Source organism: Nonomuraea sp. NPDC050022, assembly GCF_044460705.1.
In the GTDB taxonomy this organism is placed as follows: Bacteria; Actinomycetota; Actinomycetes; order Streptosporangiales; family Streptosporangiaceae; genus Nonomuraea.
This window is the reverse complement of the sequence record NZ_JBITKE010000021.1, coordinates 1-24,099: the sequence shown is the minus strand read 5'-3', so window position 1 is coordinate 24,099 and position 24,099 is coordinate 1. Positions and strand designations below refer to the sequence as shown.

Here is a 24,099-nt window from a genome sequence, read left to right as displayed (position 1 = left end):
GCAGAGCCTCTCTAGGAGTCGGACGGGCGTGGGTGGACCGTGCCGTCGAAGATTTTGCGGGCGGTGCGGACGACGGCCGTGCGTACCGCGTAGGGGGAGCCGGACGGCCCCTGCTCGACGACGGTCTCGACGTCGAGGAACCCCGTCGGATGCTCGATGCGCACCCGGTCCCCGGCACCGGCGAGCGGATGCTCGGCGCTCAACCGATCTCCGGTACCGGCGAGCGGATGCTCGGCGCTCAACCGATCTCCGGTACCGGCGAGTACGGCCAGGTCGTGGCCGATGCCGTCGGCGAGCAGCAGCCCGGCGGCGACGCTCGCGGCGCCGAGCACGCCGATGGCGGTGTGGCAGCGGACCGGGATGAACGTCCGGGTGCAGACGGCGCCGCCGTCGCGGGGCGGCGCGAGCAGGGTCAGTTTGGGCACGGTCGTGTCGCGTACGTCGCCGAGGCCCATCAGCTTCCCCGCCGCGAGGCGTATCTCGCGTAGCCCGGCGGCGAGCGCGGCGTCGCCCTCCAGTGCGGCCGGGCTCTCGTATCCCGTGATGCCGAGGTCGGCCGCCCGCGCGAGGACCACCGGCATGCCGTTGTCCACGCATGTCACCTCGACGCCGGCCACCTCGTCGCGGGCGCGGCCGGTCGGCAGCAGCGGCCGGTCGCCGGTTCCGCCGGTGAACTCGATCACGATGGCGGCGGCGGTGCCCGGCACGCCGGAGATCTCCGTCGAACCCTCGTAGCTCACCACCCGGCCCGGGCTCGGGAAGGTCGCCGCGGCCAGCTCCCCGGTGTTGAGCATCCGGATCCGCACGGTGGTCTCGCCGTCGCCGGCCGGGACCAGCCCGCGCTCGACGGCGAACGGGCCCACCCCGGCGAGGAGGTTGCCGCAGTTCTGCCGGTCGGATACCTCGGCGGTCTCGACACCCGTCTGCAGGAAGAGGTAGTCGACGTCGGCGGCGTCGTCGCCGGAGCGGGCGACGACGGCCACCTTGCTGGTCAGCGGGTGCGCGCCGCCCAGGCCGTCGATCTGGCGCGGGTCGGGGCTGCCCATGACGCGCAGCAGCAGGTCGTCGCGGGCCGCCCGGTCCGCGGGCAGGTCCTCGGCGAGGAAATAGGCGCCCTTGGAGGTGCCGCCGCGCATCAGCGCGCACCGCAGGCCGCCGGAGGTCATGTGGCCGCCTCCTCGCGTCCGTACTCCTCGGCCGTCACGTAGCGCACGCCCAGCCGGGACAGCGTCTCGCGCAGGCCGTACCGGTCGAGGCCGAGCTCGCCCTCGGCGAAGGCCGCCCGCGTGGCCTCCTCCTTCGCCGTCCGCGCCGCCGCCGCCTTCACAGCCGTGGCGACGAGGTCACGGGGGACGCGCAGCACCCCGTCGTCGTCGGCGAGTATCGCGTCGCCGGGCCTGATCACCTGGCCGCCGACCACCACGGGCACGTTGACCGACCCCGCGCTGGCCTTGACCGTGCCCTGCGCGCAGACGGCCGCCGACCAGACCGGGAACCCCATCGCGCGCAGCTCCGCGGTGTCCCGTACACCGGCGTCGATCACCAGCCCGCGCACGCCGCGCCGCCGCAGCGCCGTGGCGAACAGCTCCCCGAACAGCCCGTCGGTGGACGGCGAGGTCGTCGTTACCACCAGCAGGTCGCCCTCGCGGCACTGCTCGACCGCCGCGTGGATCATGAGGTTGTCGCCGGGCCAGCACAGGACGGTGACCGCCGTGCCGCCGACGCGTACGCCCTGCTGGATGGGCCGCAGCCCGGGACCGAGGCTCCCCGTACGGCCCAGGGCCTCGTGCACGGTGGCCACGCCGAAGCGCGCCAGCGCGGCCACGTCGGCGGCGTCGGCCCTGGGCGGGTCGGTGACGATCACACCGGTCATGCCAGGACCCCCGTCACCTGGGGGAAGGGGCGCATGTACGCCTCGCCGTACGTGGTGTGGGGCAGTCCCAGATTCGGACCGGCGTTGCGCTTGAGCTGCACACCCCGGCGCGTGGCCAGGTCGGTGTAGTAGTCCCACAGATGCCGCTGGGCGGGAAGGCACTCCATCGCCTTGCGCTTGGTCTCGAAGACCTCGGTGATGTCGAGCAGCACCTGCGGGGTGAAACCGCACATCTCCGGCTGGTGGGGCTCGAAGAAGAACACCGGCGGCGCGCCGAGCGGCTCACCCGGCCCCGGATAGCCGATCGCCTGCGCCAGGATCCGGGCCTGCAGCGCCATCCGGGCCGCCGTGGGGTGGTCGCCGTTGTACGGATCCTCCAGCGGGTGCGTGAGCACCACGGTCGGCGTCACCTCCCGGTAGAGGCGTACGAGCTCGTCCGTGAGCTCGGGCGTCTCCCGCAGCGGGTAGTCACCGGCGTCCAGGAACCGGATGTCCGCCCCCAGGGTCGCGGCGGCCTGCTCGGCCTCGGCTCGCCGCAGCCGCTTGATCTCTTCGAGGGATCTGCCCTCGCGCCAGGCTTTCGCGGACTCACCGCGTTCGCCGAAGGACAGGCACACGATGGTCACCTTCTCGCCCCGCGCGGCGGCCAGGGCGATCGCCCCGCCCGCCCGCCAGACGAAGTCGCCGGCATGCGCGCTGACCACCAGCATGGACTGCGCCGTCAGCGTGGACTGCGCTGCCGGCGTGGACTGCGCCGCGGCCGCCGGGCTCGCGTCGTCGGTCATGATCGCTCTCCTCGGGGTAGGGGTCGGCCGCGGGCCCTGCCGGCCCGGCCGGCTTCGCGCTGCCGGACGGCGCTATTCGCGCAGGGCCGCGATGACGCTGGCCAGGTGGGCGTGCGCGGCATCCTGGGCCGCCGCCGGGTCGTGGGCGCGGATCGCCTCGATCAGCGCCAGGTGCTCGTTGAGGGACTTCTGCGGCCGGCCGGGACGCAGGGCCAGCTGGAAGCGATGCCGGACCAGCTGGGCGTTGAGCCGTTCCAGCAACTCGACCGCCACCTGCTGCCCGGAGATGTCGCGGATGTAGGTGTGCAGCTCGTGGTTGAGCGCCGAGTACGTCAGCGGCTCGCCGTCGGCGACCGCCTTGGCCATCGCCTCGCCCATGGCCGCGAGCTCGGCCAGCTGCTCCTCGGTGGCCTGCGCCGCCGCCTTGGCCGCGCACAGCCCCTCCAGGACCATCCGGCACTCGGTGATGGCGACCGCCTCCTCAAGGGTGACCACCCGGACCCGGGCACCCCGGTTGGGGATGCGCTCGACCAGCCCCTCGGCGGTCAGGTCGATCAGCGCGGCCCGGATGCCGCCCCGGGTCACGCCGAACCGCTCCGCGAGCTCGTGCTCGACCAGGCGCTGGGCGGGCGCCATGTCCCCCCGCGTGATGGCCTCGCGCAACGCCGCCAGAGCGCGCAGTTTCGCCTGTTCGCCGCTGATCGGGCCGTCTTCGTACGGCATCGCTCGCCCTTCTCTGTGAGTGCTTGATGAGGCTAAATCTAGGGCGACAAAATTGTCAACAATCTTGTTAGCCATATTGCCAACAGGATTGTCGCGAGTTACGGTCGGCGGCACTCCTACCCCCCCGGGAACCTCCGAGAGGAACCAGATGTCCTCAACACCACCGGCCGTCGCCTCGGGGCGGCCCACCAGGCTCGTCGCCCTGGTGATCGGTTTGTGCTGGATGGTCGTGCTCTTCGACGGGCTCGACATGTTCATGTACGGCGCCGTACTGCCCAAGATGCTCGACGACCCCACCCTGGGACTGACCCCCGCGAAGGGCGGCGAGATCGGCAGCTACGCCACCTTCGGGATGCTCGTCGGCGCGCTCGCGGCGGGCACCGTCACCGACTGGGCGGGCCGCAAGAAGGTCATCGCCGGATGCTGCGCGCTGTTCTCGATCGCGTCGGGCGTCTGCGCCGTCGCGCCGTCGCTCGGGGTGTTCGGCTTCGGCCGTCTCCTGGCCGGACTCGGCCTCGGCGGCCTGCTGCCGATCGCGATCGCGATGGTCGTCGAGTACGCCCCGCGTGGCCGCGGCAACCTCATGATCGGCCTGCTCATGACCGCCCACCACGCGGGCGGCATCCTGGCCTCCGCGCTGAGCCTGTGGCTGGTGGCCCCCTTCGGCTGGCGCTCGTTGTACTGGGTGGGAGTCGTACCGCTGGTCCTCGCGGTGCCGCTCGTGGCGCGCTTCCTCCCCGAGTCGCTGGGCTTCCTGGTGGCCCGCGGGCGCCGCGACGAAGCCGAGACGCTGGCCCGCCGGCACGGCGTCGACCTGGCCGAGTTCCCCGCGAGCGGCGACGCCCCGGCCACCCCCGCCGACCGGTGGGCCGCCCTGCGCGGCCTGTTCCAGAACTCCCTGTGGCTGCCGACCTTGCTGTTCTGGCTCGCCTCCTTCGGAGGCCTGCTGCTGGTCTACGGCGTGAACACCTGGCTGCCGACCATGATGCGGGCCAACGGCTACGAACTGGGCTCCGCGCTCGGCTTCCTGCTCGTCATCAACCTCGGCGGCATCGTGGGCATGCTCGTCGCGGGCCGGATCGCCGACCGCTTCGGTGCCACCCGCGTCTCCGCTCTCTGGTTCGCGCTCACCGCCGTCGGCACCTTCCTGCTGGGCGTCCGCATGCCGCTGCCGCTCACGTACGTCGTCGTCTTCCTCACCGGCGTATGGCTGTTCAGCGCCCAGACGATGGTGTACGCGGCGGTCGCCGGACGCTTCCCCACGGAGAGCCGGGCCACGGCCCTGGGCTGGACCGCCGGGATGGGCCGCTTCGGCGCGGTCTTCGGACCCTGGCTCGGCGGTGTCCTGCTGGCCAACCACGCGCAGAGCTGGGGGTTCACCGTGTTCGCCGTCACCGCGGTCTTCGGCGCGATCATGATCACGCTGAGCGGCCGGGAATAGTTAACCGTTAACGGGTAACATTTACCGTCTACGGCAAGCAACGATAGTCTCCGTCCGGGTGGACAACATGGGAGGAGAGCCGGTGACGATCATCAATCCGTTGCGCAATCCCCCGCTCGGAGATCAGCTGCTCGTCCAGCTCCGCTCGCTCATCGTGCGCGGCGAGCTGGGTGTGGGCACGCATCTGGTCGAAGGCAGGATCGCGGAGCGCTTCGGGGTGAGCCGCGGGCCGGTCCGCGACGCGCTGCGCCAGCTGGAGATCGAAGGGCTGGTCGAGACGCGCAAGCGGGGCGTCTTCGTCCGTGGGCTGTCCGACAAGGACCTCCTGGAGCTTTACTCGCTGCGCGGTGCCCTGGAGAGCCTGGCCATCCAGGAGACGATCGTCCGCCTGGAGACCGCCGACTGGGGGCAGATCGACGAGGCTCTCGACCAGATGCGGATCGCGGCCGATCCCGCCGATCCCGCCAAGTTCGCCGCCGCCGACCTCGACTTCCACAGCGGGTTCTACACGCTCGGCGGCAACCGCTGGCTTGCCGCCACCTGGGCGCTGCACCGGCCGCTGTTCGCGGCGGTGATGGAGATCACCAACACCGACCGGGACCTGGCCGGCGTCGCCGACGATCACGTCGTCCTGAGGGACGTCGTCCGCTCGGGCGACGTCGACGCCGCGCTGGCCGCGCTCACCGCCCATCTCGACGGCTCCTGCAGCCGGATTCGCACGACGCTGAGCGAGCGCCCGCGCCCACAACCCGCCTTCTGACCCGCACGCCGACCTGGCTGCCCCTCGCCAGCCGGGACCCGAAGACGTCCTGACCGGCGCTCGCTCAGCCGGCCGACCAGCCGCCGTCCACCGGGACGATCGCGCCGTTGATGAACGAGGCCGCGTCGGAGGCGAGGAAGAGGGCGGCGTCGGCCATCTGCTCCGGCTGGGCCATGTTCTCGCCGAGGGCGAGCACGGGGGCGAGGCGGGCGGCGCCGGCCGGGTCGAAGGTGGTGTTCGTGGCGATGCCGGTCATGGTGGGGCCGGGCAGGATGGCGTTGCAGCGGATGCCGCTCTTGGCGTACGCCCAGGCCACGCTCTTGGTCAGGCCGACCACGCCATGCTTGGAGGCGGTGTAGGCGGCCCCGGCCGTGCCGCCGCGGATGCCGGCCTCGGAGGCGGTGTTGACGATCGCGCCACTGTTCTGGCTCAGCATGTACGGCAGCACCGCGTGCGTGACCAGGAACGTGCCGGTCAGGTTGACGCGCAGCACCCGCTCCCACAGTGAGAGCGGGATGTCGGCGGGCAACGCCATGGTGTCCATGATCCCGGCGTTGTTGCACAGCACGTCGATGTGCCCGTACGCGCTGATCGCGGTCTCGACCAGCGCGGTCACCGAGGCCTCGTCGGAGATGTCGGCCGCCACGCCGATCGCCGCGTCACCGAGGTCGGCGGCGGTCCGCTCGGCGCTGCCGGAGTCGATGTCGCAGGCCACGACGCGGGCGCCGGCCTTGGCGAAGGCGACCGCCATGGCCCGGCCGATCCCGGAGCCCGCTCCGGTGACCAGGGCGACCTTGTTGTCAAAGGTGCTCAAAGAGAAGGTCCTTTCGATAAGGCAAGCGGTGGCAGGCCATAACCGGACAATCGTGTCCGGTGACAACGTAACCGTTGGGCCTGACGTGTGTCGAGAGGGTCGGATGCACGGAGTCGAGCAATCGGACTCTGATGTCCGGTTGCTATCGTTGCTGCCATGCCTGACGTACGCCGGATGAACAGAGGACCCGGCGCCGCGGCCGGGAACCGCGCGGCGCTGATCGCGGCGGCCCGCGACGTGTTCGCCACCGCGGGCTACGACGCGCCGCTCAGCATGGTCGCCCGCACGGCCGGCGTCGGCCAAGGCAGCCTCTACCGGCACTTCCCCGATCGCGTCAGCCTCGCGCTCGCCGTGTTCGAGGAGGGGGTGACCGCGCTGGAGGCGCTGGCCGCCGAACCGGGCGCCACGCTCGACGACGTACTGGCCCTGATCACCGAGCAGGCCATCGCCTCGACCGCGTTCATCGACATGGTGCGCGTGCCCCCCGCGGACCTCCGCCTCATCGCGGTGCGCGACCGCGTGGCGGACCTGCTGACGGACAAGCTCGCCGAAGCTCAGCGCGCTGGGCGGATCCGTCCGGACCTCACCCCTGAGGACCTGGTCATGGCCGTCGGCATGCTCGCGGCGGCCCTCGTCCAGCGGCCGGCACCTGCCCGGCGAGTCGCCGCCGCACGGGCGTGGGCGTTGTTACGCAAGGGGCTGGACGCCTGACCGCCCGCTCTTTAGGTCCGCCGGAAATCCACGACCTCAACTGATGACTATAAGAGGCCCGCCCCTGAAACCTCCACCCGCTGTCGTCCCCGGGATGAGGCATGGGACATCCTCACATAGTGCCGATCGTGAGGGGGACCATGGAAAACGCGGATGATGTCACGGCCTCGCCCGAGACGATGCTCGACGTGCTGGAGCGTCGCGCGGCCGTCGCACCGGAGGCGGAGCTCGTGCGGTTCGAGGATGGCACGTCGCTCCGCGTCGAGGAGTGCCGGGCGCGGGCCACCGCAGTCGCGCGCGGGCTCGCGGGTCTGGTGTCTCCTGGCGATCGGGTCGTCACCTGCCTGCGTCCTGGTCCGCGGTTGGTCGAGGTGATGTTCGCCCTGGCCAGGCTCGGTGCCGTCGAGGTGCCGCTGGCGCTGGACGTCCGGCTTCCCACGGCTCGGCACCTCACCGGGGCCACGGGGGCGCGCGTGCTCATCGCCGGGACGGACGCCGTACGTGACAATCCCGATCTCGTCGCCCTGGCCGTGGAGATGGAGCGCGTGGTGCTCGTGACCGAGCGGGAGCGGGCCGAGCTGGCGGGGTCGGTGGACATGGGCGACCTGCTCGCCGATCCGCGCCGCCTGCCGGAGTGGCGTCCGGGACCGGCGGATCCGGCCGCCGTCATGGCGACCTCGGGCACCACCGGCCGGGCCAAGGGTGCGCTGCTGCCGCATTTCGCCGGCGTCCGGCAGGCCCGGCGGGTGGCCTGGGCCATGGGGTACGAGGAGGGGGACGTGCTGTTCAACGTGTTCCCCTGGAACCACATCAACGTCAGGCACGCGGGGTTGCTGCCCGCGTTGATCTCCGGTGCCACGCTGGTGGCCCACTCGCGCTTCTCCGCCTCCCGGTTCTGGGACATCTGCCGACGGGAGAGGGTCACGGCGTTCAACTTCATGGGCGCCGTTGCGGCCATCCTCGAACGGGCTCCGGCTACCGAGTCCGACCGTCTGCACCAAGTGCGCCGCGCCTATGGGGGACCGGCGCCGGAAGCCCTGACGAGGCGTTTCCAGGACCGGTTCGGCGTGCCGCTGCTGGAGGCGTACGCGTGCACCGAACTCGCCGACGTGGCGGTGAGCACGGCCAGTGTCCGGCGGCCGGGCTCAGCCGGCCGGCCCGTCCCGGAGTACGAGGTGGTGATCAGGGACGAGGACGGCCGGCCGCTTCCGGCGGGACAGGTCGGGCAGATCACCGCGCGGCCCAGAACGGGGTCGATCATCTTCAGCGGGTACGCCGGCGACGACGCCGCCACCGGGAAGGTCCTGCGCGACGGCTGGTTCACGACCGGGGACCGTGGCCGGCTCGATGACGACGGCTTCCTCTATTTCGCCGGCCGCCGCGCCGACGTCATCAGGCGGCGCGGCGAGAACATCGCGACCTGGGACGTGGAGCAGGTGGTGGCCGCGATGCCGGGCGTCCTCGACGTGGCCGCGGTGGGTGTGCCCTCCGAGTTGACCGAGGAGGAGGTGCTGGTGGCGGTGAGCGCCGCGCCCGGAGCCGTCGTCCGCGCGCCGGAGGTGTACGCCTGGTGCCTCGACCGGCTCCCGCGCCACGCCGTCCCGCGATACGTGCGCGTACTCGACGACCTGCCGCGCAACGCCGCCACGAAGGTCGTCAAGGGTGAGCTGCGCGGCGACGGAGTGCCGCCGGACGCGTGGGACTCCGGCGCGGAGATCGCCTGACCGGGCGTACTGCCGGACGGGTGGAACGCCGACGCGGGGACCGCTGGACGTGTCGGATGTCGGCGCGGGGTCGCCTGACCGCGCGGATCGCTGGACAGACCGCATGGTCGGCCGGACCGCTGGACAGACCGGGATGGTCGCGTCCCGGCGATTCCGCGCTCTACGTTCGAGCCGTCAATACGTGCCGCTGAGAGGAGCGGGTGTGCCGGACAGGTTGCGGGTTCTGGACCTCACCGACGAGCTGGCCTTCAACGGGGCGAGGCTGCTGGTGGGGCTCGGGGCCGACGTCGTACGCGTCGAACGTCCGGCCGCCGCGGCGCTGTCGCGCGCGGAGACCCTGCACTGGCACGCGGGCAAGCGGGTCGTGGGCGTACCCGAGAGCGCCGAGGTGCTCGACGGGCTCGTGGAGCAGGCGGACGTGGTGATCGAGAGCGGCCCGCTCGAAGAGCTCGCGGGCGTGCGCGCGGGATCCGGCGCGGTGTCGTCGCGCTGGCCGCGGGCCGTCCATGTCGTGGTCACGCCGTTCGGTACGAGCGGCCCTCGAAGCGCCTGGCGAGCCGACGATCTCGTGGCCGCGGCCGCCGGTGGCATGGGCTGGCTGGGCGGGCAGCCCGGCGGGCAGCCCAAGCCGCCGCCCCGCGAGCAGGCCACCCAGCTCGCGGGCGCGCACGCGGCCATCGCGGCGCTGCTCGGTGTCATCGCCCGCGACCGTACCGGGCGGGGGCAGCTCATCGACGTCTCCGTGCAGGAGGCGGTGGCCGCCACGCTGGAGACGGCCGCCATCTCCTGGATCCACGCCGGCCGGTACCCCTCCCGCAATGGCGGGGTGTACGAGCACGTGGCGCACCGCGTCTTCCGTGCCGCGGACGGTCATGTCGCGGGCGGATACTCCGGCAGTGACCGTATGTGGACGGATCTGCTCGCCTGGATGGCGGAGTCGGGCGAGGCGGCGGACCTGACCGAGGAGAAGTGGTCCGATCCCGTCTTCCGCTGGCGGGGCCGTGAGCACGTGGACGAGATCGTGGCCAGGTTCGTGGCGAAACGCTCCGCCGCGTCGGTGGCCGAGGAAGGACGCGCGCGGGCGCTGCCGTGGGCGGAGGTCGCCACGGCCGCGCGCCTGCCCGCCAACTCCCAGCTGGTCGCGCGCGGCTTCTTCGCCCGCATCCTGGGCGAGGGCCTACCGGCGGACGGTGTCACGGACGTGGGGTTCCCCTTCCCCGCCGTGGAGCCACCGCGCCCGGTACGCCTCACCGAGCCGCTTCCCGCCCCCGTCGAGGCCCCCTGGCGGACCGCGCACCCCCGAGGCCGCCGGGCGGCGACGGGCACCGGGCGCCCGCTGGCGGGGGTCCGTGTTCTGGACCTGACCTGGGTGCTCGCCGGCCCGTACGCGACCAAGACGCTGGCGGAGCACGGCGCGGACATCATCAAGATCGAATCTCGGCACCGGCAGGATCCCACGCGTTTCGCCCCGTCGATGAGGCTGCGCCCCGACGCTGGGTTCGACGACAGCGGCTACTTCATCAACTTCAATCGGGGCAAGCGCGGCGTCGCGCTCAACCTGCGTACCGAGCCGGGCCGCGAGGTGCTGCGGCGGCTCGTCGCCGAGTGCGACGTGGTCATCGAGAACTTCAGCCCCGGCGTGCTCGCCAAGTGGGGGCTGTCCTACGACCAGATGGCGGAGCTGAACCCCGGCGTCATCCTGGTATCGATGGCCGGGGTCGGGCAGAGCGGGCCGTGGCGGGACACGGTGACCTTCGCCGACACGCTCGCCGCCATGTCCGGGCTCACCAGCGAGACCGCCGATCCCGGGGAAGGCCCGCAGGGGCTGACGTTCGGGCTGGGGGACATGGTGGCCGCCAACTCGGCCGTCCTGGCCGTGCTCGACATGATCGCGGCCGGTCGGGCGGGTCATGTGGATCTCTCCCAGCTGGAGGCGATGGCCGCGTCGATGGGACCGGCCGTACTCGAAGCCGAGCTCGGGGACTCGCGCACCGAAGCCGAGTCCAGGGACCCGCGTGCCGTGGTGCGGCCCAATCGGCATCCGCGGATGGTGCCGCACGGTGTCTACCCGACCAGCGGAGACGATCGCTGGCTCGCGCTGGCCGTACGCGGGGACGAGGAATGGCGGCGCCTCGCCGAGCACACCGGAGCGCCGGAACTGGCCGCGCTGGCGTCTGCCGGGCTGGAGGAGCGGCGCGGGCGCGAGGACGAGATCGACGACGCCCTGGCGGTCTGGTGCTCGCGACACGACGGCGCGTCACTGGCGGCCGAGCTGCAGGGGCTGGGCATAGCCGCCGCCGTCGTCGCCACCGGGCGGGACCTGGTGGAGGCCGACGAGCACCTGGCCGCGCGCGGCTTCTACCCGGTGCTGGATCACCCGATCGCAGGTCCGGTCCGGCATGAGGGCATCGTGATCCGCATGTCCGACACTCCCGGAGCGCTCACGGCACCGGCGCCACTGCTGGGCGAGCACACCGACGCGGTGCTGAAGGAGCTGCTCGGCATGGACGAGGAAGAGCTCGCCCGGCTACGCGACGCCGGCGTCCTGGAATGACACCCGCCCCCTTGACCCACGACCTTCTCCCCGCGGCTGAAGCCCGGGGTCTCGACACTCAGGAGTCTCGATGAACCAGCCGAACCGGCCGGTCCTGGACGTACGGCGCGACGGAGGGACGGCCACCATCGTCATCGACCGACCGCCCGCCAACGCCGTCGACCCCGCGATGATCGAGGAGTTCTTGGAGATCATCCCCGAGCTGGCCAAGGACGTCACGGTCCGCTGCCTCGTCATCCGCGGCACCGGCCGCTTCTTCGTGGCGGGGGCGGACATCGCCGTGATGCGGGACCTCTCGACGGCCAACCACGTGAAGATGCGCCGCTGGATCGAGGTGCAGCGCCTGCTCGAACTGGCGCCCAAGCCGGTGATCGCGGCGATGAACGGTCACGCCCTGGGCGGCGGCGCCGAGCTGTCCCTCGCCTGTGACCTGCGCATCTTGGCGGCCTCGGCGACGATCGGCTTCCCCGAGATGAACCTGGGGCTGTTCCCGGGGGCGGGCGGCAGCCAGCGCCTGCCGCGCCTGCTCGGTCCGCACCGGGCCAAGCGGCTGATGATCGACGGTAAGCGCCTGTCTGCGGGCGAAGCGCTCGGCCTGGGGCTGGTCGACGTGGTGGCCGACGACCAGGACTTCGACCGGGTGGTGGCCGAGCACGCCGAGAGCCTGGCGGCCAAGCCGACCGGGACGATCGGCCTGCTCAAGCACGTCGTGGACGCCGGGTACGGCCTGCCGATCGAAGAGGCGCTCGAAGTGGAGCGCGAGGCGGTCATGGAGCTGATCCACACCGACGACGCCGCGGAAGGACTCCAGGCGTTCCTGGACAAGCGCCCGCCCCGGTTCACCGGACGCTGACGATCGCGGAGCATCCGAGCTGACGCCGGATGCTGACGACCGCGGATGTCCGAAGTGCTCACTCCGGACATCCGCGGTTTTCAGCCGTCGTAGCCGGTCACCAGCGCGGTGTCGGTGTTGAGGTCGCCGACCTTGCGGGCGCCTCCCGGGTTGCCGAGCGGCTCGTCGCGGCCGGCCAGCACCTCGGTGAAGAAGTCCTTGGCGTCCTGAAGGAAGAGCGTGCGCGTCTCGTCGCCGCGCGCCGTACGGTCGACGAAGATCGCCTCAACCGGGCACTCCGGCTCGCAGGCCCCGCAGTCGATGCACTCGGCGGCGTTGATGTAGCTCTTGCGGTCGCCGACGTAGATGCAGTCGACGGGGCATACGTCCACGCACGCGCGATCGTTGACGTCGATGCAGGCCGGGCCGATGACATAGCTCATGGATCTCTCCTGTCTTCTGGGTGAGGTACGGGGTCAGGCGGCGTCCGTGGAGTGGCCGGGGAAGAGGCCCAGTGCGGGGTCGAGCTCGACGGCGGCGTTGTTCACCGCGGTGGCCACCTCGCCGAAGCCCACCGACATCAGGCGGACCTTGCCCGCGTGCTCGGTGAGGTCGCCGGCCGCGTACACGCGGGGCAGGTTCGTTCGCATGCGCTGGTCCACCAGGACGGATCTGCCGCGCAGTTCCAGGTCCCAGTCCGCGAGCGGGCCGAGGTCGCTGATGAATCCGAGGGCCGCGATGACGGAGTCCGCGGGCAGTGCCCGGTCCCCCTCGCCCCGCGTACGCAGGTGCGCCTTCTCGACCCGCTCGCCGCCGGACAGGGAGACCACCTGGCTGTCGACCACGATGCGTACCCCCGCGACCCGGGCGGCCTCGACGCCCGCGGCGTGCGCGCGGAACGCGGCCCGGCGATGCACCAGGGTGACCGACCTGGCCAGGGGCGCGAGGGCGAGCGACCAGTCGACCGCGCTGTCCCCGCCGCCCACGACGACGACATCGCGACCGGCGTGTTCCGACGGGTCCGGCACGAAGTACGTCAGCCCCCGGCCGAGCCATTCCTCGCCGGCCGGCAGCGGACGCGGGGTGAACGTCCCGATGCCCGAGGTGAGGATGACGGCCTGCGCGTGTACGGCCGTGCCGTCGGACAGGACCACCACGGGTCGCCCGCTCTCGTCGCGGCGCAGCTCGACGGCCTGCCTGCCCAGCAGGTAGACCGGGTCGTAGGCCGCCGCCTGGGCCGTCAGCGCGTCCACCAGCGAGCGCCCGAGTATGCCGGGGATGCCGGCCACGTCCCGTACTTCCTTCTCCGGGTACAGCGCCGAAATCTGCCCGCCGACCTGAGGCAACGCGTCCACGACCACGGACCGCAAGCCGCGGAAGCCCGCGCAGTAGGCCCCGTAGAGGCCGGTCGGCCCCGCTCCGATGATCACGATGTCGGTCTGGATCATGCTGATTCCACCTGGGTCCTCCGGTAGTCGCCTGTCAAGCCACGGAAGCTACACACCCCGGCGACGGGACCTCGCAGGTCGCGGACCGCTGACCGGAACGCGGCTCGCTCAGTGGGACACGGTCCGCTGGGCGGGATGATCCGCTGGGCCGCCCGGCCGCGCCGGTGGTGAACTGCCTGTCGTGGTCGAGCGGCGCGTCTGAGCGCCTCTACCGGCCACCCGACAAGCCATGGGAAGCGGAGGCGAGAATGAGTGCAGAGGCGGGTGCGCCGGCTGCGAGCGGGGGTGTCGCCAGACGCCGGCCGTCACGACGGGGCAAGCTGCCCGGACGCCAGGACTGGTCGAGCTGGCCCCACTACCAGGGTGCCGACAGCGGGTTTCGCGGCTACTGGTATCCGGTGGCGTTCTCCTCGCACATCACGGGAAAGCCCAAGGCGATCACTCTGCTCGGCGAGCGCATCGTCGTCATCCGTGACGGCGGCAAGGCGTACGCGCTCAAGGACCGGTGCCCGCACCGGGGCGTGCCGCTGAGCTACGGCAACCAGCAGTTCCCCGGCACGATCTCGTGCGCGTACCACGGCTGGACCTTCGACCTGGAGACCGGCGATCTGAAGGCGGCGATCACCGACGGACCGCAGTCGCCGATCTGCGGGAAGGTGACCCAGCCCACCTACGAGGTCGAGGAACGCCTCGGCATGGTGTGGATCTTCGTGGGGAACGGCGAGGACGCGCCGCCCATCGACGACCAGCTCCCCGAGGAGCTGCGTGACAACCCCGCCGTGATCGGCGCGCGCATCCAGGCGCGCGAGGGGAACTGGCGCTTCGCCTGCGAGAACGGCTATGACGAGGGGCACGCGAAGTACCTGCACCGCACCGCGTTGTGGCGGCTGTTCAAGGCCATGCCGGTGTGGAACGAGACGCGGATCGAACGCCGCGGCCGCTGGATCTACCGGGTGCAGGAGGCCCAGCACTGGGACGCCGACTTCCCGGGCCTCGGCCGGTGGAACAACCAGGCGTGGTTCAAGCTCAAGCCGCCGAAGCAGGTCGCCAACATCGGCAACACGGGCAGCCACCGCAAGGTGAACCCGGCCATCGCCGCCGAGGACTTCCCCGGCTTCGCCTCGGTGAGCATGCCGGGCGTGCTGCGCATCGTCTACCCGACCTTCATTCACTACGAGTTCTACGTGCCGGTCGACGCCGACAACCATCTCTATGTCGGCGCGATGGCCAACTTCGAGAAGGGCGTCAAGACGCTGCCCTTCTACGCCAAGTATCTCGGCGCCGTCCGCTGGCTCTTCCACGGCCAGTTCTCCGGCCAGGACAAATGGATGGTCGAGGTGACCGACGCGCCGCCGGAACGGCTCTATCGTCCCGACGACTCGCTCCTGCAGTGGCGCAAGCTCGCCGAGGACGTCACGGAGGAGCGCATCGAACGGCTGCGCGCCTCCGGGCTCGCCGTCGACGACCCCCAGCCTCCGAAGCAGGGCGCCCAGTCTTCGAAACAGGACGTCCGGCCGCCGAAGCAGGCCGGCTGATGGCCAGGATCGTCCTGGGCGTGGGCGCGTCCCACTCCACGCTCATGAACACGCACTGGGACCAGGTCGAGCACAAAGACGACGCCGAACGCTTCCGCGACGCGCTCGGCACGGCCCGCGACGCCCTCGCCGCAGCCCGCCCCGACGTGGCGATCATCATCGGCTCGAACCACTTCCGGGGCTTCTGGCTGGACCTGATCCCCGCCTTCACCCTCGGGGTGGACCAGGTCGTCTCTTCCGGAGAGGCAGGGACGCCGTCCGGACCCCAGCGCACCAACCCCGCCGTCGCCCAGGCCGTCGCCGAATCCCTGGTGGCGGCGGGTACCGAGGTGGCGATCTCGGCGAAGCTGCAGATCGACCACGGCCAGAGCCACGCGATCCAGTACCTCCTGCGTGACCTCGACGTGCCGGTGATCCCGCTGGTGGTCAACGTGTTCGCCACTCCGCTGCCGCTCATGCGGCGCTGCGTCGAGCTGGGGCGCAACATCGCCGCAGCGGTGGCGGCGCTGCCGGACGAGCTGCGGGTCGCCGTCATCGCCTCGGGCGGCCTGTCGCACCGGCTCCCGTGGCCGAGCCGCTGGCAGGACCCCGAAGGAGAGGACGAGGAGTTCCTGGTCGAGGCCTGGCGCGAGGGCAGGGGCGACTGGCAGCGGTACGACGCGCGCAGGCGGCAGATCATCACCGCCGCCCGGCCGACCATCTTCCCCGAGTTCGACGAGGAGTTCCTCGCCGCGCTGGAGAAGGGCGAGCTGGCGCGCTACGCGAATCTGTCAACGGCGGAGATCGAGGCGGTGGCCGGCAACGGTGGCCAGGAGCTGCGTACCTGGTTGACCATGGCGGCGGCGCTGGGCTTCGCACCCGGCCGGACGCTGACCTACGCGCCGATGCCGGAATGGCTGACCGGCATGGGGGTGGCCATCATCGAGCCCACCCGATCGATATGAACGAGGACGAGCGCGAGCGGATAGTGGCCCAGGCCCTCGCCACGATCACCGAGGCCAGGCTGCGCAAGACCGCGGTGGAGGTCACCTCCATCGCCAGCCCCACCGGAGGGGAGGAGCCGCTGGCCCGGCGGCTGGCCGAACGGCTCGCCGCCGCGGGCCTGGAGTCGCACCTGCAGCGCATCGACGACGGCCAGGCCAACGCGATCGGCCGGTTGAGGGGCGACGGTACGGGCGCCGACCTCATGCTGTACGCCCCGATCGACACCCTGACCACCGGCGACCCGGACGAGGACGTACCGTGGATCGGCCCCGGGCTGCGCCCCGACATGCGGGCCGAGGCACAGTGCGACGGCCCCTACGTCACCGGCCTCGGCGCGAGCAACCCCAAGGGCCACGCGGCGTGCGTCCTCATGGTGGGCGAGGCCCTGGCCTCGGTGGGCGTGCGGACCGCCGGAGACCTGCTGGTCGCCTTCGGGGCGGGCGGCATGCCGACCAACGCCATCGACGGCACCGGCCGCCTGAACACCGGGCAGGGCGCCGGCTGCTCCTTCCTGCTCGAACGCGGCTGGCAGCCCGACTACGCCGTGATCGCCAAACCGGGCGACTTCGTCGCGCACGAAGAGGTCGGTCTGTGCTGGTTCGAGATCGTCGTACCGGGGATCCACACCTACGCCGGCAGCCGGCACCGCCTGCCGTACCACAATCCGATCGTGACCGCCGCCAAGGTGGTGACGCGCCTGGAAGGGTGGCTGGCGGCCTATCCCGAGCGGCACCGCACCGCGACGGCCGCGCCTCAGGGGATCATCGGCTCGATCGCCGGCGGCTGGGAGCGCATGCCGGCGGTCACGCCCGCGGCCTGCCGCATCCGCCTCGACCTGCGGATCGCGCCCGGCACGACGCCGCCGGCGGCCAAGCGGGAGCTCGCGGAGTACGTCCGCGGGCTGTCGGCCGAGCTGGGCGTGGAGCTGACGGTCGAGATGGTGCTGGCCATCCCCGGGACGCGTACGCCGCCGGAGGACTGGGTCATTCGCAGTGCCGTTCGCGCTTGGGAGAGCGTGGCCGGGCGCCCGCACGAGCCCATCGACGGCAACAGCGGCGCGACCGACGCCAACATCCTGCGCGCGCGGGGTATCCCGACCGCCCGGGTGGGCATGCCGAAGGTCGCCTCCACCGACTTCGACGTCGATTTCGCCCGAGGGATGAACACCGTCGACGTCAGAGCCATGCGCCGCCTGTGCGAGCTGCTCCTACGGGTGGCCGTCGACACCACCACGCGGACCCGGGCCGAGATCGACGAGACCAAATGACTAAAGGAGGCGATATGGAACCCCCCGCCGGTTCGTACGCCGACGCCGACGGCGTCAAATACCACTACCTCGACCTGGGCTCGGGGGCGGACACGATCTTCCTGCACGGTGGCGGCCCCGGCTGCACCGGGTGGAGCGACTTCGGCCCGGTGGCGCCACTGTTCGCCGCCGACCGCCGCTGCCTGATCGTCGACATCCTGCAGTACGGCAAGTCGGAGAAGTGCCTCATCACCGGCCCGATGTGGGACTTCCACGCGGCCAAGACCGTCGCGCTCATGGACACGCTGGGCGTGGAGCAGGCCGACTTCGTCTGCAACTCCTGGGGCGGCACCATCGCGCTGTGCCTGGCCGCCCGCTACCCCGAAAGGGTGCGTTCCCTGGTCATCACCGGCAGCATGCCGGTGTTCTACGGCCCGCTCGCGCCGCTGCCCGAGAACGGCCGCCGGGGTCGCGCCGCCCGGGACGCCTATTACGGCGGCGAGGGGCCGACGCGGCAGAAGATGCGCGACCTCATCACCCGGCTGGAGTGGTACGACGGCGACAAGTTGCCCGAGACCACCCTGGACCTGCGCTACGAGCAGAGCCTGGACCCCGGTGAGCGGGAGCTGGCCGCCATGTCGGACTCGCCCCGTGGCGAATGGCAGGACCTCACCGCCGAACTGGGCCAGATCCAGGCGCCCGCGCTGTTCATCTGGGGCATGCAGGACGCCTTCCTCACGCCCGACTATCCGCTCATGCTCGCCCGCATGGTGCCACGCGGGAACCTGCACATCATGGACCACGCCTCGCACCACCTGCAGGAGGAACGACCGGGCGCCTACCACGCGGTGGTCACCGGGTTCCTGAACTCCCTCAAGGACCCATGGAGATGAGCATGTCCAGATCGAAGAAGCTGCTGATCGCCGTGCCGGTCGTCGCGCTGGCCGCGATCCTGGGCCGCCTGCTCGCGGCCCGCAGCAACACCCAGGTGCACCGCATCAACCAAGACAAGCCCGCTCTCGACCGCTGAAGGTGACGATGAGTATCTGGACCGAACTGAGCCCCCTGAGCCTGAGCGTCTCGTACGTGGACGCCGCAGGAGTGCGGACCCGCAGCCTCCGGGCCGGGTCGGGCGAGCCCGTGGTGTTCCTGCACGGGACCAGCGGCCACCTTGAGGCGTTCACCCGCAACCTGCCCGCGCACGCGGCGGACTACGAGTGTCACGCCATCGACATGCTGGGCCACGGCTACACGGGCAAGCCCGACTACGCCTATGAGATCCCGCGCTATGTCGACCACCTGCTGGCCTACTTCGACGCGGTCGGCATCGAGCGCGCCCACATCGTGGGGGAGTCGCTGGGCGGCTGGGTCGGCGGGCGCACCGCGATCGACCACCCCGACCGCGTGGCCAGCCTGCAGCTGCTCTGCGCGGGCGGGACCGTGGCCAACCCCGAGGTCATGAAGCGGATCCGGACGAGCACCCGCGAGGCCGTGGTCAGCGATGACGTGGAGCTGACCCGCAAGCGGCTGCGGCTGCTGATGGCCGACCCGGCCGACGCCACCGAAGAGCTGGTGGAGGTGCGCCACGCCATCTACCATGAGCCCGAGTTCGTCGACAACCTCGACAATCTGCTATGCCTGCAGGACATGGACACCCGCCTGCGCAACATCCTTCGCCGCGACGACCTGGCCAAGATCACCCAGCCCACGCTGATCGTCTGGGGGCGCAAGAACCCCTTCGGCGACGTGCCGGAGGCCACCGCCATGCACGAGGCCATCGCGGGCTCGGAGCTGGAGCTGTTCGAGGAGTGCGGCCACTGGCCGCAGCACGAGCAGGCCGCCCGCTACAACCCGCTCAGCCTGGCCTTCCTGGCCAAGAGCTCGGCGGCGGGCTTCTCCGGCAAGGGACGCGGCTGATGCGCGCGGCCCGCTTCCACGAGTGGGGCGCCGCGCCGGTCGTGGAGGAGCTGTCCGAGCCCGTACGCAAGCCCGGAGAGGTGCTGGTCGAGGTACGGGCGGCGGCGCTGGGGCATCTGGACCTGACCGTCGCCGGCGGGTCTTTCGGTATGAAGCCCCCGCTTCCGTACGTGGGCGGCGTCGAGGCCGCCGGCGTGGTCCTGGAGTCCGACACCCTGGCTCCGGGCACGCAGGTGCTCCTTCGCGGTGGCGCGCTCGGCCTGCTGCGCGACGGCTGCTGGCGCGAACGCCTCAGCGTCTCTCCCAAGGCCGTCACCCCGCTGGCGTCGCCGCTGCCCCCGGAGGTCGCGGCGTCGTTCTTCGTACCGACCACCACGGCGTACGTCGCCCTGAACGACGTCGCCCGCCTGGAGCCGGGCGAGGAGGTCATCGTGACCGGCGCGGCCGGCGCGGTCGGCGCCATGGTGGCCCAGCAGGCCCGGCTGGCCGGAGCCACGGTGACCGGGGTGGTCGGCCGGGCCGACCAGCTCGGCCAGGTGCCCGAGGGGATCCGCGGGGTGGTCACCGACGACGCCGAGGCGGTCGCGGAGCTGGCGGCGGCGCGCTCGGCGTCCCTGCTGGTCGACACGCTCGGTGGGAGCGCACTGGTCGAGCGCTCGCGCTGGGTCCGTCCCGGCGGCCGGGCCGTCGTGATCGGCTACGTACTGGGGGCCTCCGTCACCGTCGATCTGCCGTCCTGGCTGCTCGACGACGTGGCGCTGCTTCCGGTGAACATGGTCCGGCATGAGCGGCGCGCTCGCGAGGTGGCCCCGGCGCTGATCGAGCGCCTGGCCGCGGGGGAGCTCAGCGTGGAGGTCGAGCGGTTCGACCTGTCCGAGATCGCGAAGGCTCTGGAACTGCTGCGCGAGGGCAGGTTGCGCGGCCGTGCCGTGGTGGAGTTCGGCGCGGGGGCTTAGCGCACTCCGTACAGACAGGGAGGAGGTCGTCTCAGGGTCATCTACTACGGCCGGTAGCACTCCGTTAGTGGGACTTTCGACCCCTATCATCAGGACGTTCTGCTGTAGCACAGGCCAAGCCTCCGTCGCATGCTAGCGAGAGCATAGTAGAGAAGGACGGAGGGAAACCGACGTGCTCTGGTATTTCGTTGATCCCGCCCTCGTCGTTCTCGGCATCCTCGTGCCCCTCGTGTTCGTGATGACGGACACGGGGTCGATTCGCCAACGGCATGCATACGACAACCTGCGGAGGTCATCATGACGAAACAGCACCTGATCCTGGCGGCTGTCGCCGCCGTGGCCGTGATCGTGGCCGTCTGGGCCGGCGCCCCGGCGAGTACGGTCCTGTTCGTGGTCGCCCTGCTGGGCTGCCCGCTCATGATGCTGATGATGATGCGATCCATGAGCGGCCACGACGGCGACACGCAGCATGACCGTCAGGGCGAGGACCACAAGAAGGCAGGGCGGTCGTGACCGCCACCGACTGGGTCGTGATCGGCGTCTCCCTGGCCTTGCTGGGTTTCCTCGGCTGGTACTTCTTCGGGCCGAGGAAGAGCAGCCTGGCCGAGCTGCGTGACGGAGTACAGGAGATCGAGATCGTCGTGCGGGGCGGCTTCTCGCCGGACATCATCCGGGTACGGCAGGGCACCCCCGTGCGGCTGACCTTCAACCGGAGAGAGAGCGGGGACTGCACCTCCAGGGTGGTGTTCGCCGATTTCGGGGTCAGCCGGGCGCTGCCTGCCTTCGCCAAGACCACAGTGGAGTTGCGGCCCGGCGATGCGGGGGAGTACGGCTTCGCCTGCGGGATGAACATGGTGCACGGCCGCCTGATCGTCGAACCGGGCTCCGGCGGCGGTCACGATGTCGCCGCGAGTACCGCACCTTTGTCGACTGAACTGCCGTCACAGGATGTCGAGGCGACGGAGCGGCGTGCCGAGATCGCCGACCTGTCGCGTCGGGTCCTGGTCGGGGCTGTGCTGACCCTGCCTGTGGCGTTCGTCGTCATGGCGCATGAGCTCTTCGGCGCGGGATGGATCCCGGAGTTCCTGCTCAACCGCTGGGTGCAGCTCGCGCTGATCGCGCCAGTGATGTTCTATACAGGCTGGCCGATCCACCGCGTGGGCTGGCTCGCTCTACGGCACCGCTCGGCGGACATGAACAGCCTGATCACGCTGGGTACGAGTGCCGCCTTCTGCTACAGCCTGTTGGTCACGGTCGCGCCCGGCTCGCTACCGGAGGGGGTCCGTGACGTCTATTACGAGGCCGTCGGGGTCATCCTGACGCTGATCCTGCTCGGCCGTTTGCTGGAGGTGCGGGCCAAGGCGGGCACCGGCGAGGCGATCCGCAAGCTGATCGGTCTGCAGGCCAGGACTGCCCGGGTTCAGCGCGACGGCGCGGAGATCGAGATTCCCATCGCGGACGTCGTGCCGGGCGATGTGGTGGTCGTACGGCCGGGCGAGAAGGTTCCGGTCGACGGGGTCGTCGTGAAGGGGCGCTCGACGCTGGATGAGTCGATGGTGACCGGCGAGTCGATCCCGGTGGACAAGGGCCCGGGCGATGACGTGGTGGGCGCGACGGTGAACCAGACGGGATCGTTCACGTTCAGGGCCGAGAAGGTCGGCGCGGAGACGGCGCTGGCTCAGATCATCCGTCTCGTCCAGGCTGCCCAAGCCTCCCGTGCGCCGATCCAGCGGCTGGCCGACCTGGTGTCCGGCTATTTCGTCCCGGTGGTCATCGCTATCGCGATCGTGACTTTCGCCGTGTGGTTCGTCGCCGGACCGGCTCCGGCGTTGTCGCTGGCATTGGTGGCGGCGGTAGCCGTACTGATCATCGCCTGTCCGTGCGCGCTTGGGCTGGCCACCCCACTTTCGATCATGGTGGGCACCGGCAAGGGGGCTCAGTCCGGCATCCTGATCCGCGACGCCGAAGCCCTGGAGACCGCGTGCAAGCTCGACACGATCGTCCTGGACAAGACCGGCACCATCACACGTGGCAAGCCGGCGCTCACGGACGTCGTTCCGTACGGTGACTGGGCAGCCGATGAGGTGCTACGCCTGGCCGCCTGTGCCGAACGTTCCTCCGAGCACCCCCTGGGCCAGGCTGTGGTCGAGGGCGCGACCGGGCGCGGCCTGATCCTCACCGAGCCGTCGGAGTTCGAATCGGTCACCGGGCAGGGCATCGCGGCGACCGTCGAGGGGCGTCGTGTGCTGGTCGGCGGGAAGCGCCTGCTCGGCGACACCTCGGCGCTTGAGGAAGAGGCCGATCGCCTGGCCCGGGCGGGCCGTACCCCGATCATGGTCGCCGTGGACGACGAGCCCGCTGGGGTGATCGCGGTGGCCGACACCGTCAAGGACGACTCCCGCCAGGCCGTCGCGGCTCTGCAGCGGCTGGGACTTCAGGTGGTGATGATCACTGGGGACAACCGGCGGACGGCCGAGGCCATCGCCCGCCAGGTCGGCATCACCCGAGTGCTGGCCGAGGTGTTGCCCGCGCACAAATCTGCCGAGATCGCCCGCCTGCAGGGAGAAGGGGCGAGGGTCGGCATGGTCGGCGACGGCATCAACGACGCGCCCGCGCTGGCCCAGGCCGATGTCGGCTTCGCCATCGGCACCGGCACCGACGTGGCGATCGAGGCCTCCGACATCACGTTGATCTCCGGCGCGCTCGGCGGAGTGGTCACCGCGGTACGGCTGTCGCGGACCACGATGCGCAACATCCGACAGAACCTGTTCCTGGCGTTCGTCTACAACGTGGTCGGCATCCCGGTCGCGGCGGGGGTGCTCTACCCCTTCCTCGGTATTCGGCTCAGCCCGGTCTTCGCTGCCGCCGCCATGGCACTGTCGTCGCTGTCAGTGGTGGGCAATGCCAACCGGCTGCGCCGCTTGACTCCGCCGGCGTTGCCCCCGGCGCCGCCGCTCCCGCCCGATCAGCACGTCACCGTCGAAACGGGAGCCGAGTTCACCGCTGTCACCGAGCCGGTTTCGCGGGATGATGGTCGCTTCCAGGTCCAACCGAGATACCGGCAACACCGGGCATGAGAACCGGAAGCCCGATCGCGCGGGTGCGCCCCGCCGCCGCCCATCGCCTCGGTTCCGAACAGGTGCCGCGGTGCCGTAGGCGGGAGGCGAGCTGTGGCGAGTGCGCGGAAGTCGGTGTTGAGTTCGATTCCGAGGAAGGGGCGCTGCTGTTGGGCTTGTTGCCGCCCTCCCTGGCGCGGTGAGAGAGCCGGATGTCATGCCGTAGTAGGTGCGTCCTTGGCGCGCACCACCGTCACCGTGCAGTGGGCGTGGTGCAAGACGCCTCGGCTGACCGAGCCGAGGACGATCGACTCGATCGCGTTCCTGCCGTGCGAGCCAACGACCAGCAGGTCGGCCCGGTCGCCGGCGGCGGCGAGCGCGTTGACGGGGTGGGCGCACCGCACGTCCGCGATCACGTTGACCTGCGGGTGTCTCTCCCGCCACGACGCGAGTTGTTCGTCGGCGACGTGCTGGTGGGCCTCACGCAACGCTTCGAAGTCGCAGGAGAAGCCGGCGGCCAGGGCGAACGGCAGCGCCCAGGCGTATACCGCCCGCAAGGTGCTTGCGCGTAGTTCGGCCTGCCGGAAGGCGTAGGCCAGGGCGGGTTCGCAGGTAGGGGAGCCATCGAGACCGACGACGATCTCACCGTGGGCCACCGCGGTCCTTGGCCGGACGACGACCACCGGAACCGGCACCTGGCCCGCGACGTTCATGCTGACCGAGCCAAGGACGGCTCCGGC

The 24,099-nt window shown here is 71.1% G+C and carries 23 protein-coding genes; 15 read left to right on the top strand and 8 right to left on the bottom strand.

What is annotated here, in order from left to right:
* Positions 1 to 11 precede the first annotated feature (11 nt).
* The 4 genes from ACIBO2_RS54970 to ACIBO2_RS54955 form a co-directional block, all read right to left on the bottom strand.
* Positions 12 to 1,166, bottom strand: a complete 1,155-nt coding sequence (locus tag ACIBO2_RS54970; RefSeq protein WP_397305036.1) for a 4-oxalomesaconate tautomerase — start codon at positions 1,164 to 1,166, stop codon at positions 12 to 14.
* Positions 1,163 to 1,873, bottom strand: a complete 711-nt coding sequence (locus ACIBO2_RS54965) for a 4-carboxy-4-hydroxy-2-oxoadipate aldolase/oxaloacetate decarboxylase (RefSeq protein WP_397305035.1) — start codon at positions 1,871 to 1,873, stop codon at positions 1,163 to 1,165. Before ACIBO2_RS54965 ends, ACIBO2_RS54970 begins: the two co-directional genes overlap by 4 nt.
* Positions 1,870 to 2,658, bottom strand: a complete 789-nt coding sequence (locus ACIBO2_RS54960) for a PIG-L deacetylase family protein (protein ID WP_397305034.1) — start codon at positions 2,656 to 2,658, stop codon at positions 1,870 to 1,872. The genes ACIBO2_RS54965 and ACIBO2_RS54960 overlap by 4 nt, the downstream gene beginning before the upstream one ends.
* A 72-nt stretch (positions 2,659 to 2,730) precedes the next feature.
* The gene (locus ACIBO2_RS54955; protein ID WP_397305033.1) at positions 2,731 to 3,381 is read right to left on the bottom strand and encodes a GntR family transcriptional regulator; all 651 of its coding nucleotides are present in this window, start codon (positions 3,379 to 3,381) and stop codon (positions 2,731 to 2,733) included.
* A 148-nt stretch (positions 3,382 to 3,529) separates the two neighbouring features.
* On the opposite strand from ACIBO2_RS54955, the gene ACIBO2_RS54950 reads away from it, so the two are divergent.
* Together ACIBO2_RS54950 and ACIBO2_RS54945 are read left to right on the top strand one after the other, a co-directional pair.
* Entirely contained in the window at positions 3,530 to 4,822 is a 1,293-nt protein-coding gene (locus tag ACIBO2_RS54950; protein WP_397305032.1) for an MFS transporter, read from the top strand.
* A gap of 82 nt (positions 4,823 to 4,904) precedes the next feature.
* Complete coding sequence (locus ACIBO2_RS54945) at positions 4,905 to 5,582, top strand: GntR family transcriptional regulator (protein ID WP_358541337.1); 678 nt, start codon at positions 4,905 to 4,907, stop codon at positions 5,580 to 5,582.
* 64 nt (positions 5,583 to 5,646) lie between these two features.
* Here ACIBO2_RS54945 and ACIBO2_RS54940 read toward each other — a convergent pair whose 3' ends face one another.
* On the bottom strand, positions 5,647 to 6,396 hold the full coding sequence (locus ACIBO2_RS54940; RefSeq protein WP_397305031.1) for an SDR family NAD(P)-dependent oxidoreductase: 750 nt from the start codon (positions 6,394 to 6,396) through the stop codon (positions 5,647 to 5,649).
* A 156-nt stretch (positions 6,397 to 6,552) separates the two neighbouring features.
* On the opposite strand from ACIBO2_RS54940, the gene ACIBO2_RS54935 reads away from it, so the two are divergent.
* The 4 genes from ACIBO2_RS54935 (at position 6,553) to ACIBO2_RS54920 (ending at position 12,238) form a co-directional block, all read left to right on the top strand.
* Complete coding sequence (locus ACIBO2_RS54935) at positions 6,553 to 7,107, top strand: TetR family transcriptional regulator (protein ID WP_397305030.1); 555 nt, start codon at positions 6,553 to 6,555, stop codon at positions 7,105 to 7,107.
* Positions 7,108 to 7,247: 140 nt separating this feature from the next.
* Positions 7,248 to 8,831 carry an AMP-binding protein gene (locus ACIBO2_RS54930; protein WP_397305029.1) on the top strand — a complete coding sequence of 528 codons (1,584 nt, stop codon included), beginning with the start codon at positions 7,248 to 7,250 and terminating at the stop codon, positions 8,829 to 8,831.
* A gap of 202 nt (positions 8,832 to 9,033) precedes the next feature.
* Entirely contained in the window at positions 9,034 to 11,385 is a 2,352-nt protein-coding gene (locus ACIBO2_RS54925) for a CoA transferase (protein WP_397305028.1), read from the top strand.
* A gap of 70 nt (positions 11,386 to 11,455) precedes the next feature.
* Entirely contained in the window at positions 11,456 to 12,238 is a 783-nt protein-coding gene (locus ACIBO2_RS54920) for an enoyl-CoA hydratase/isomerase family protein (protein WP_397305027.1), read from the top strand.
* An 80-nt stretch (positions 12,239 to 12,318) separates the two neighbouring features.
* Here the strand turns inward: ACIBO2_RS54920 and ACIBO2_RS54915 are convergent, their stop codons facing one another.
* Both ACIBO2_RS54915 and ACIBO2_RS54910 read right to left on the bottom strand, forming a co-directional pair.
* The gene (locus tag ACIBO2_RS54915; protein WP_357952134.1) at positions 12,319 to 12,660 is read right to left on the bottom strand and encodes a ferredoxin family protein; all 342 of its coding nucleotides are present in this window, start codon (positions 12,658 to 12,660) and stop codon (positions 12,319 to 12,321) included.
* 33 nt (positions 12,661 to 12,693) lie between these two features.
* Positions 12,694 to 13,665 carry an NAD(P)/FAD-dependent oxidoreductase gene (locus ACIBO2_RS54910; protein WP_397305026.1) on the bottom strand — a complete coding sequence of 324 codons (972 nt, stop codon included), beginning with the start codon at positions 13,663 to 13,665 and terminating at the stop codon, positions 12,694 to 12,696.
* A gap of 248 nt (positions 13,666 to 13,913) precedes the next feature.
* Here ACIBO2_RS54910 and ACIBO2_RS54905 point away from each other — a divergent pair, with 248 nt between their 5' ends.
* The 9 genes from ACIBO2_RS54905 (at position 13,914) to ACIBO2_RS54865 (ending at position 23,380) form a co-directional block, all read left to right on the top strand.
* Positions 13,914 to 15,200, top strand: a complete 1,287-nt coding sequence (locus ACIBO2_RS54905; protein WP_397305025.1) for a Rieske 2Fe-2S domain-containing protein — start codon at positions 13,914 to 13,916, stop codon at positions 15,198 to 15,200.
* Complete coding sequence (locus tag ACIBO2_RS54900) at positions 15,200 to 16,144, top strand: hypothetical protein (protein ID WP_358541358.1); 945 nt, start codon at positions 15,200 to 15,202, stop codon at positions 16,142 to 16,144. Before ACIBO2_RS54905 ends, ACIBO2_RS54900 begins: the two co-directional genes overlap by 1 nt.
* Positions 16,141 to 17,451 (top strand): hypothetical protein, encoded by a 1,311-nt coding sequence (locus ACIBO2_RS54895; protein ID WP_358541361.1) that lies wholly within the window; start codon positions 16,141 to 16,143, stop codon positions 17,449 to 17,451. Before ACIBO2_RS54900 ends, ACIBO2_RS54895 begins: the two co-directional genes overlap by 4 nt.
* A gap of 14 nt (positions 17,452 to 17,465) precedes the next feature.
* Entirely contained in the window at positions 17,466 to 18,323 is an 858-nt protein-coding gene (locus ACIBO2_RS54890) for an alpha/beta hydrolase (protein ID WP_358541364.1), read from the top strand.
* A 2-nt stretch (positions 18,324 to 18,325) separates the two neighbouring features.
* Positions 18,326 to 18,460, top strand: a complete 135-nt coding sequence (locus ACIBO2_RS54885; protein ID WP_358541367.1) for a hypothetical protein — start codon at positions 18,326 to 18,328, stop codon at positions 18,458 to 18,460.
* 8 nt (positions 18,461 to 18,468) lie between these two features.
* Positions 18,469 to 19,347, top strand: coding sequence for an alpha/beta fold hydrolase (locus ACIBO2_RS54880; RefSeq protein ID WP_358541369.1), 879 nt, complete (start codon positions 18,469 to 18,471; stop codon positions 19,345 to 19,347).
* Positions 19,347 to 20,303, top strand: coding sequence for a zinc-binding dehydrogenase (locus tag ACIBO2_RS54875; RefSeq protein ID WP_358541372.1), 957 nt, complete (start codon positions 19,347 to 19,349; stop codon positions 20,301 to 20,303). The genes ACIBO2_RS54880 and ACIBO2_RS54875 overlap by 1 nt, the downstream gene beginning before the upstream one ends.
* 297 nt (positions 20,304 to 20,600) lie before the next feature.
* Entirely contained in the window at positions 20,601 to 20,816 is a 216-nt protein-coding gene (locus ACIBO2_RS54870; protein WP_358541375.1) for a DUF2933 domain-containing protein, read from the top strand.
* Complete coding sequence (locus tag ACIBO2_RS54865) at positions 20,813 to 23,380, top strand: heavy metal translocating P-type ATPase (protein ID WP_358541378.1); 2,568 nt, start codon at positions 20,813 to 20,815, stop codon at positions 23,378 to 23,380. Before ACIBO2_RS54870 ends, ACIBO2_RS54865 begins: the two co-directional genes overlap by 4 nt.
* Positions 23,381 to 23,574: 194 nt before the next feature.
* Here ACIBO2_RS54865 and ACIBO2_RS54860 read toward each other — a convergent pair.
* Positions 23,575 to 24,099 (bottom strand): universal stress protein (locus ACIBO2_RS54860; protein ID WP_397305023.1); only part of this gene is annotated, 525 nt, incomplete at its 5' end.